We start from the raw sequence: 9,115 nt of genomic DNA on the forward strand, positions 1-9,115 counted from the left end.
CACCTCCCTGTCAAATCGCATCTCGCCCCTTGCAATCCTCTGGTGACACCCCAATAAAAGCTGTTAGATTTCAGCCGTTTGAAACACCGGCCCATCTGGCCGGCAGAGGAACAGCCCGATGATCGCAAAAGAAGCCCGTCAGGCCCTGGCGCTACAGCGCTTTGCCGAGGCCAACCCGCAGCTGCTCGAAGAGGTCCGTGAGCTGGATGCGCGCGAGCAGGCCCAGCAGATCGAGTGGGCTTTCGAGGATGCGGCCGAGGAACAGGGTATCCAGCCTTGGGAGCTGGCCCTGCAGCTGATCGCCGAAACCCCCGAGCAGCTGCAGGCCATGCGCCTGGAGACGCACCGCGAGGTAGCCGAGGCGCTGGGGATGGAGTGGGAGGAGTACTGCCAGTTCAACGAAATCGATCCTGAATAAAGGCATCGAATTCGTTTGTGGTAGTTGTTTGACAAGGTATTTCGGCTGCAGGTCGCCCCGGGCGTCGTGCGGCCCCCATTGAAGCAGGCTCGGCGTCATGTCGTGCGGGCCGTGAAAGTTAATCGACCGGCGTGGTCTCCCGTCGTCCCGAGTGGGGTGACTTCTGCTGCGCGACTCACTAGAATGCTTGCCCTTGATTCTGGAGTCGGGCAAACGCCGGCTAACGTCTGTGCAACGAGGAATATCCATGCAAGTTTCTGTTGAAAACACTTCCGCTCTCGAGCGCCGCATGACCATCGCCGTTCCGGCCGAGCGCGTCGAGAACGAAGTCAACAAGCGTCTGCAACAGACTGCCAAGCGCGCCAAGGTTGCCGGCTTCCGCCCAGGCAAAGTGCCGATGAGCGTGATCCGTCAGCGTTTCGAAGCCGATGCTCGCCAAGAGGCTTTCGGTGACCTGGTCCAGGCTTCCTTCTACGAAGCCATCGTCGAGCAGAAGCTGAACCCGGCTGGTGCTCCTGCGGTAGAGCCAAAGTCCTTCGAAAAGGGCAAGGACCTGGAATTCGTCGCCATCTTCGAAGTGTTCCCGGAGTTCACTGTTGGCGGCCTCGAGTCGATCAGCGTCGAGCGCCTGAGCGCCGAAGTGGCTGATGCCGACCTGGACAACATGCTGGAAGTGCTGCGCAAGCAGAACACCCGCTTCGAGGCCGTCGAGCGCGCCGCGCAGAACGACGACCAGGTAAACATCGACTTCGTCGGCAAGGTCGACGGTGAAGTGTTCGCCGGTGGTTCGGCCAAGGGCACCCAGCTGGTGCTGGGTTCCGGCCGCATGATCCCGGGCTTCGAAGACGGCCTGGTTGGTGCCAAGGCTGGCGAAGAGCGCGTTGTCAACGTGACCTTCCCTGAGGACTACCAGAACCTGGACCTGGCTGGTAAAGCCGCCGAGTTCACCATTACCGTCAACAGCGTTGCCGCTCCTGTGCTGCCAGAGCTGAACGAAGAGTTCTTCGCCCAGTTCGGCATCAAGGAATCGACCCTGGAAGGCTTCCGCACCGAAGTTCGCAAGAACATGGAGCGTGAACTGCGCCAGGCCATCAAGGCCAAGGTGAAGAACCAGGTCATGGACGGTCTGCTGGCCGCCAACCCGATCGAAGTGCCGAAAGCCCTGCTGGAAAACGAAGTCAACCGTCTGCGCGTGCAGGCCGTTCAGCAGTTCGGCGGCAACATCAAGCCTGAGCAGCTGCCAGCCGAGCTGTTCGAAGAGCAAGCCAAGCGCCGTGTGGTCCTGGGCCTGATCGTGGCCGAAGTGGTCAAGCAGTTCGAGCTGAAGCCGGACGAAGGCAAGGTTCGCGAAATGATCGAAGAAATGGCTTCGGCTTACCAAGAGCCTGAGCAGGTCATCGCCTGGTACTACAAGAACGACCAGCAACTGAACGAAGTCCGTTCGGTTGTGCTGGAAGAACAAGTTGTAGATACTGTTCTGCAGAAAGCGACTGTGACCGACAAGTCGGTCTCGTACGAAGATGCCGTTAAACCAGCACAGGCTCCAGCCGCCGCTGAGTAACAGGCTTCTCTCGTAGGAAACCCCCACAAGCCAGCCTTCGAGCTGGCTTGTGCGTATTCAAGCCATGACTATTTGGGAGTGAGCGCAGGACATGTCCCGCAATTCTTATATTCAGCAGAGCTCTGACATCCAGGCCGCAGGCGGCCTGGTCCCGATGGTTATCGAGCAGTCCGCCCGTGGCGAACGCGCTTACGACATCTACTCGCGCCTGTTGAAGGAGCGTGTGATCTTCCTGGTTGGCCCGGTAGAGGACTACATGGCCAACCTCGTCGTCGCGCAACTGCTGTTCCTTGAAGCGGAAAACCCGGACAAGGATATCCATCTGTACATCAACTCGCCGGGCGGTTCTGTCACCGCCGGCATGTCGATCTACGACACCATGCAGTTCATCAAGCCGGACGTCTCGACCATCTGCATCGGCCAGGCCTGCAGCATGGGCGCCTTCCTGCTGGCTGCAGGTGCCAAGGGCAAGCGTCACTGCCTGCCGAATTCGCGCGTGATGATCCACCAGCCACTGGGCGGCTTCCAGGGTCAGGCCACCGATATCGAGATCCACGCCCAGGAGATCCTCAATATCAAGGCCCGCCTGAACGAGCTGCTGGCCTACCACACCGGCCAGGATCTCGAGACCATCAAGCGCGACACCGAACGTGACAACTTCATGAGCGCCTCGCGCGCGGCCGAGTACGGCCTGATCGACTCGGTCTACGACAAGCGGCAACTGGCCTCCTGAACCGGGGTGCCAGAGCAGGTAGGCGCGGAAAGCGCCTACCTGCGGACTTGAAAAAGCCCGCAATTGCCTTCATCTTGTGTTGCAAGCCTACCGGATTGGATCGATCGAATGACTGACACCCGTAACGGCGAGGACAGCGGCAAATTGCTTTATTGCTCCTTCTGCGGCAAAAGCCAGCACGAAGTGCGCAAACTGATTGCCGGGCCCTCGGTATTTATCTGCGACGAGTGCGTCGACCTGTGCAACGACATCATCCGTGAGGAGGTGCAGGAAGCCCAGGCCGAGAGCAGCGCGCACAAATTGCCTTCGCCGAAAGAAATCAGCGGTATCCTGGACCAGTACGTCATTGGTCAGGAACGCGCGAAGAAGGTGCTTGCCGTAGCGGTATACAACCACTACAAGCGCCTGAACCAGCGTGACAAGAAGGGTGACGAAGTCGAACTCGGCAAGAGCAACATCCTGCTCATCGGGCCGACCGGCTCGGGCAAGACTCTGCTCGCCGAAACCCTTGCACGCCTGTTGAACGTACCGTTCACCATTGCTGACGCCACCACCCTGACCGAGGCCGGTTACGTGGGTGAGGACGTCGAGAACATCATCCAGAAGCTGTTGCAGAAGTGCGACTACGACGTGGAAAAGGCCCAGATGGGCATTGTCTACATCGACGAGATCGACAAGATTTCGCGAAAGTCGGACAACCCGTCCATCACCCGTGACGTCTCGGGCGAGGGCGTGCAGCAGGCACTGCTGAAGCTGATCGAAGGCACCGTGGCCTCGGTTCCGCCGCAAGGCGGCCGCAAGCACCCGCAACAGGAATTCCTGCAGGTCGATACCCGCAATATCCTGTTCATCTGCGGTGGCGCCTTCTCGGGCCTGGAAAAGGTCATCCAGAACCGTTCCACCAAGGGTGGCATCGGTTTTGGCGCCGAAGTACGCAGCAAGGAAGAGGGCAAGAAGGTTGGCGAGTCCCTGCGTGAGGTCGAGCCGGACGATCTGGTCAAGTTTGGCCTGATCCCGGAGTTCGTCGGCCGTCTGCCGGTACTGGCAACCCTCGACGAGTTGGACGAAGCTGCGCTGATGCAGATCCTCACCGAGCCGAAGAACGCCCTGACCAAGCAGTATGCCAAGCTGTTCGAGATGGAAAGCGTCGACCTCGAGTTCCGCAGCGATGCGCTCAAGGCCGTGGCGCGCAAGGCCCTGGAGCGCAAGACCGGCGCCCGTGGCCTGCGTTCGATCCTCGAAGGCGTGCTGCTCGATACCATGTACGAGATTCCTTCGAAGAAGGATGTCAGCAAGGTGGTGATCGACGAGAGCGTCATCGATGGTACCTCGCAGCCGCTGATGATCTACGAGAACAGCGAGCCGCAAGCCAAGGCCGCGCCGGACGCCTGATCAAGGCACGGGCCGGTTGACGGTTGCAAGCAAGAAGGGGCCTACGGGCCCCTTTCTGCTTTTCCTGCGCTAGCGCTTGTAATTTCCCAAGCGTGCCCCCACATTAGGTCCAAGCATCATTTCCACCGGTTTCCGGCCATAAGGCCGCTGTAGAGGCGAAATCATGAAGACCACCCTCGACTTGCCTCTTTTGCCATTGCGCGATGTCGTTGTTTACCCGCACATGGTCATCCCGCTGTTCGTGGGGCGTGAAAAGTCCATCGAAGCCCTTGAGGCGGCGATGACGGGCGAAAAGCAGATCCTCCTGCTGGCCCAGAAAAACCCGGCTGACGATGACCCGGGCGAAGACGCCCTGTACCGCGTCGGTACCGTTGCCACCGTACTGCAATTGCTGAAACTGCCCGATGGCACCGTCAAGGTGCTGGTCGAGGGCGAGCAGCGCGGCGCCGTGGAGCGTTTCAGCGAAGTAGAAGGGCACATCCGTGCCGAAGTTTCCCTGATTGACGAAGTCGACGCCGCCGAGCGCGAGTCGGAAGTGTTCGTGCGCACGCTGTTGTCGCAGTTCGAGCAGTACGTGCAGCTGGGCAAGAAAGTCCCTGCCGAAGTGCTGTCGTCGCTGAACAGCATCGAAGAGCCAGGGCGCCTGGTCGATACCATGGCCGCACACATGGCCCTGAAGATCGAGCAGAAACAGGAAATTCTCGAAATCGTCGACCTGCCGACCCGCGTCGAGCACGTACTGGCGCTGCTGGATGCAGAAATCGACCTGCTGCAAGTCGAAAAGCGCATTCGTGGTCGGGTCAAGAAGCAGATGGAACGCAGCCAGCGCGAGTACTACCTGAATGAGCAGATGAAGGCCATTCAGAAAGAACTCGGCGATGGCGACGAAGGCCACAACGAAGTCGAAGAGCTGAAAAAGCGCATCGAGGCCGCTGGCCTGCCCAAGGACGCACTGGCCAAGGCCCAGGCAGAGCTGAACAAGCTCAAGCAGATGTCGCCGATGTCGGCCGAGGCCACCGTGGTCCGGTCCTACCTCGACTGGCTGGTGCAGGTGCCGTGGAAGGCCCAGAGCAAGGTGCGGCTGGACCTGGCCAAGGCCGAGGAAATCCTCGATGCCGACCACTACGGCCTGGAAGAGGTCAAGGAACGCATCCTCGAGTACCTTGCCGTGCAAAAGCGCGTCAAGAAGATCCGCGGCCCGGTACTGTGCCTGGTCGGCCCGCCTGGCGTCGGCAAGACCTCGCTGGCCGAGTCGATCGCTGCTGCCACCAACCGCAAGTTCGTGCGCATGGCCTTGGGTGGTGTGCGTGACGAGGCCGAGATCCGTGGTCACCGCCGTACCTACATCGGTTCCATGCCTGGCCGCCTGATCCAGAAGATGACCAAGGTGGGGGTGCGCAACCCGCTGTTCCTGCTGGACGAAATCGACAAGATGGGCAGCGATATGCGTGGCGACCCGGCCTCGGCACTGCTCGAAGTGCTCGACCCGGAGCAGAACCACAACTTCAACGACCACTATCTGGAGGTCGATTACGACCTCTCGGACGTGATGTTCCTGTGCACCTCGAACTCGATGAACATCCCGCCGGCGCTGCTCGACCGGATGGAAGTCATCCGCCTGCCGGGCTACACCGAGGACGAGAAGATCAACATCGCGGTCAAGTACCTGGTGCCCAAGCAGGTCAAGGCCAACGGTTTGAAGAAGGACGAGCTGGAAGTGGACGTCTCGGCGATCCGCGACATAATCCGCTTCTACACCCGTGAAGCCGGTGTCCGTGGCCTGGAGCGGCAAATCGCCAAGGTCTGCCGTAAAGTGGTCAAGGAACATACCGGGCAGAAGCAGGTCAAGGTCAAGGTGGCCAGCGAGCAGCTGGAGCACCTGCTGGGCGTGCGCAAGTTCCGCTACGGGCTGGCCGAGCAGCAGGACCAGATCGGCCAGGTAACCGGCCTGGCCTGGACCCAGGTGGGCGGCGAACTGCTGACCATCGAAGCGGTGGTCATTCCCGGCAAGGGTCAGCTGATCAAGACCGGCTCGCTGGGCGATGTCATGGTCGAGTCGATCACCGCCGCGCAGACCGTGGTGCGCAGCCGTGCCCGCAGCCTGGGTATCGCCGCCGACTTCCACGAGAAGCACGACGTGCATATCCACATGCCGGAAGGCGCCACGCCGAAGGACGGCCCAAGTGCCGGTATCGGCATGTGCACCGCGCTGGTGTCGGCACTGACGCAGATTCCGGTACGTGCCGATGTGGCCATGACCGGCGAAATCACCCTGCGTGGCCAGGTGCTGGCCATTGGCGGGTTGAAGGAAAAACTGCTGGCGGCACACCGTGGCGGGATCAAGACGGTGATCATTCCCGAGGAGAATGTTCGCGATCTGAAGGAGATTCCGGAAAATATCAAACAGGATCTGCAGATCAAACCGGTCAAATGGATTGACGAAGTCCTGCAAATTGCGCTGCAATACGCCCCGGAGCCCTTGCCAGATGTGGCTCCGGAGATTGTCGCGAAAGATGAAAAGCGCGACGGCGATGCTAAGGAAAGAATTAGCACGCACTAGTAGTTTTTGGCTGGGGGGCTTTCCTTGACAGTTTTTTCGGGGCCTTGCTATAAAGCGGCACGCTATTGTCATCAGGCCACCCAGCGCACGTTCATAAGCTTTTCATTACATACTTAGAAACAAACTCAATAGAGAAATAAGGGGACTTAGAGTGAACAAGTCGGAACTGATTGACGCTATCGCCGCATCTGCTGACATCCCGAAAGCTGTAGCCGGCCGTGCGCTGGACGCAGTCATCGAATCCGTCACCGGCGCCCTGAAGCAAGGTGACGATGTGGTACTGGTTGGCTTCGGTACCTTCTCGGTCAAGGAGCGTGCAGAGCGCACCGGCCGCAACCCGCAAACCGGTAACGCGATCAAGATCGCTGCCGCCAAGGTTCCAGGCTTCAAGGCTGGCAAAGGCCTGAAAGACGCCGTCAACTAAGTCGTCTCTTTCAGCCGGACCTGGCCTGGCCAGGTCCGAGCACGGTGATGGCGGGGCGCAAACGTTCCCGCCTGACACGTTTGCTAAGAAAAGGCGCATCCTCGGATGCGCCTTTCTTTTATCAGGTTTCTACCCACGCTCCGCGGTTGTCGACGCAGTGGTACAGCCGTTTCTGGGGGACGCATGCTGCAAAATATCAGGGACAATTCACAAGGTTGGATTGCCAAGACCATCATCGGCCTAATCGTCGTGTTGATGGCGTTGACCGGCTTCGAAGCCATTTTCCAGGCCGCCACCCATAGCCAGGACGCTGCCAAGGTGAACGGCCAGACCATCAGCCAGAACGAGCTGAGCCAGGCGGCCGACATGCAGCGCCGTCAGCTGATGCAACAGTTGGGCAAGGATTTCGACCCGGCACTGCTGGACGACAAATTGCTGCGCGAAGAGGCACTGAAGGGCCTGATCAGCCGCAAGCTGCTGTTGCAAGGCGCCGAAGATGCCAAATTCGCCTTCTCCGAGGCCGCGCTGGATCAGGTGATCCTGCAGACGCCGGAATTCCAGGTGGACGGCAAGTTCAGTGCTGATCGTTTCGACCAGGTCATTCGCCAGATGGGCTATGGCCGCATGCAGTTCCGCGACATGCTCGCCGAGGAAATGCTCATCGGCCAGCTGCGCACCGGCCTGGCCGGCAGCAGCTTCGTCACCGACCAGCAGGTCGATGCCTTCGCCCGCCTCGAGAAGCAGACCCGTGACTTCGCCTCCCTGACCTTCAAGGCCGACCCGGCCGCGGTCAAGGTCAGCGATGAAGAGGTCAAGGCGCACTACGACCAGCACGCCAAGGAATTCATGTCGCCAGACCAGGTGGTGATCGACTACATCGAGCTGAAGAAGTCGGCGTTCTTCGATCAGGTCAAGGTGACCGACGAAGAGCTCAAGGCACAGTACGAGAAGGAAATCGCCAACCTCGCCGAGCAGCGCCATGCCGCGCACATCCTCATCGAGGTCAACGACAAGGTCACCGACGCCCAGGCCAAGGCCCGCGCCGACGAGATCGAGCAGCGTCTGGCCAAGGGTGAAGACTTTGCCGCGCTGGCCAAGGAGTTCTCCCAGGACCCGGGTTCGGCCAATAGCGGCGGTGACCTTGGCTTCGCCGGCCCGGGCGTTTACGACCCGGCGTTCGAAGATGCGCTGTACAAGCTGCAGGATGGCCAGGTCTCGGCGCCGGTGCGCACCGAGTTCGGCTACCACCTGATCAAGCTGCTGGGCGTACAGGCGCCGGAGGTGCCGAGCTTCGCCAGCCTGAAGGACAAGCTGACCCGTGACCTGAAGATTCCGTTGGTCGAGCAGCGTTACGTCGATGCCAGCAAACAGCTGCAGGATGCCGCCTACGAGGCCTCCGACCTGGCCCAGCCGGCGCAGGACCTGAACCTGAAGGTGCAAACCTCCGCAGCCTTCGGCCGCGAGGGTGGTGAAGGCATCACTGCCAACCGTTCGGTCGTGCAGGCTGCATTCTCCGAAGAAGTGCTGGAGGAGGGCGCCAACAGCACCGCCATCGAGCTCGACCCGGAAACCACCGTGGTGCTGCGCGTCAAGGAGCACCGCAAGCCTGAGCAACTGCCGCTGGAAGCCGTGGCCGGGAACATCCGTGAACACCTGGCCAAAGAAAAGGCAACTGCCGAGCTCAAGGCCAAGGCGGACAAGCTGATTGCCGGCCTGCGTGACGGTTCCATTGCAGCGGGCGGCGTGCATGAAGGGCAGGGCTGGAAGGCCTATGAAGCAGTTACCCGTGGCGAGGACGGTATCGACCCGGCCGAGCTGCAGGCGCTGTTCCGCCTGGGCAAGCCGCAAGCCAAGGACAAGCCGGTTTATGGCAGCGTCGTGCTGCGTGACGGTAGCCTGGTGGTACTGCAGCTCAAGGGTGTCAACGAAGGCGCTGCTGCCACCGACGAAGAGAAGCAGCAAATCCGCCGCTACCTCGCGTCGCGTGCTGGCCAGCAAGACTTCGCGGCATACCGCAAGCAGCTGGA

Annotated in this window: 7 protein-coding genes; all 7 read left to right on the forward strand. The window is 60.5% G+C overall.

What is annotated here, in order from left to right; all coding sequences use genetic code 11:
- Positions 1 to 118 precede the first annotated feature (118 nt).
- Positions 119 to 418, forward strand: coding sequence for a DUF6388 family protein (locus ACK1U9_RS10515; RefSeq protein WP_046616831.1), 300 nt, complete (start codon positions 119 to 121; stop codon positions 416 to 418).
- Between the two features lie 247 nt (positions 419 to 665).
- Positions 666 to 1,979: a trigger factor gene (tig, locus tag ACK1U9_RS10520; RefSeq protein WP_015269696.1), complete on the forward strand. Its 1,314-nt coding sequence runs from the start codon at positions 666 to 668 to the stop codon at positions 1,977 to 1,979.
- Between the two features lie 91 nt (positions 1,980 to 2,070).
- Entirely contained in the window at positions 2,071 to 2,712 is a 642-nt protein-coding gene (clpP, locus tag ACK1U9_RS10525; RefSeq protein ID WP_003259400.1) for an ATP-dependent Clp endopeptidase proteolytic subunit ClpP, read from the forward strand.
- Positions 2,713 to 2,820: 108 nt separating this feature from the next.
- A complete protein-coding gene (gene clpX, locus ACK1U9_RS10530) occupies positions 2,821 to 4,104 on the forward strand; it encodes an ATP-dependent Clp protease ATP-binding subunit ClpX (protein ID WP_025338419.1) in 1,284 nt (427 codons plus the stop codon).
- Positions 4,105 to 4,267: 163 nt separating this feature from the next.
- Positions 4,268 to 6,664, forward strand: coding sequence for an endopeptidase La (gene lon, locus ACK1U9_RS10535; RefSeq protein WP_015269697.1), 2,397 nt, complete (start codon positions 4,268 to 4,270; stop codon positions 6,662 to 6,664).
- A 151-nt stretch (positions 6,665 to 6,815) separates the two neighbouring features.
- Positions 6,816 to 7,088, forward strand: a complete 273-nt coding sequence (locus ACK1U9_RS10540; RefSeq protein ID WP_003259401.1) for an HU family DNA-binding protein — start codon at positions 6,816 to 6,818, stop codon at positions 7,086 to 7,088.
- A 183-nt stretch (positions 7,089 to 7,271) separates the two neighbouring features.
- On the forward strand, positions 7,272 to 9,115 hold a 1,844-nt coding region (locus ACK1U9_RS10545; protein WP_449109877.1), incomplete at its 3' end, for a SurA N-terminal domain-containing protein.

The organism is Pseudomonas sp. XP1 (genome assembly GCF_053557675.1).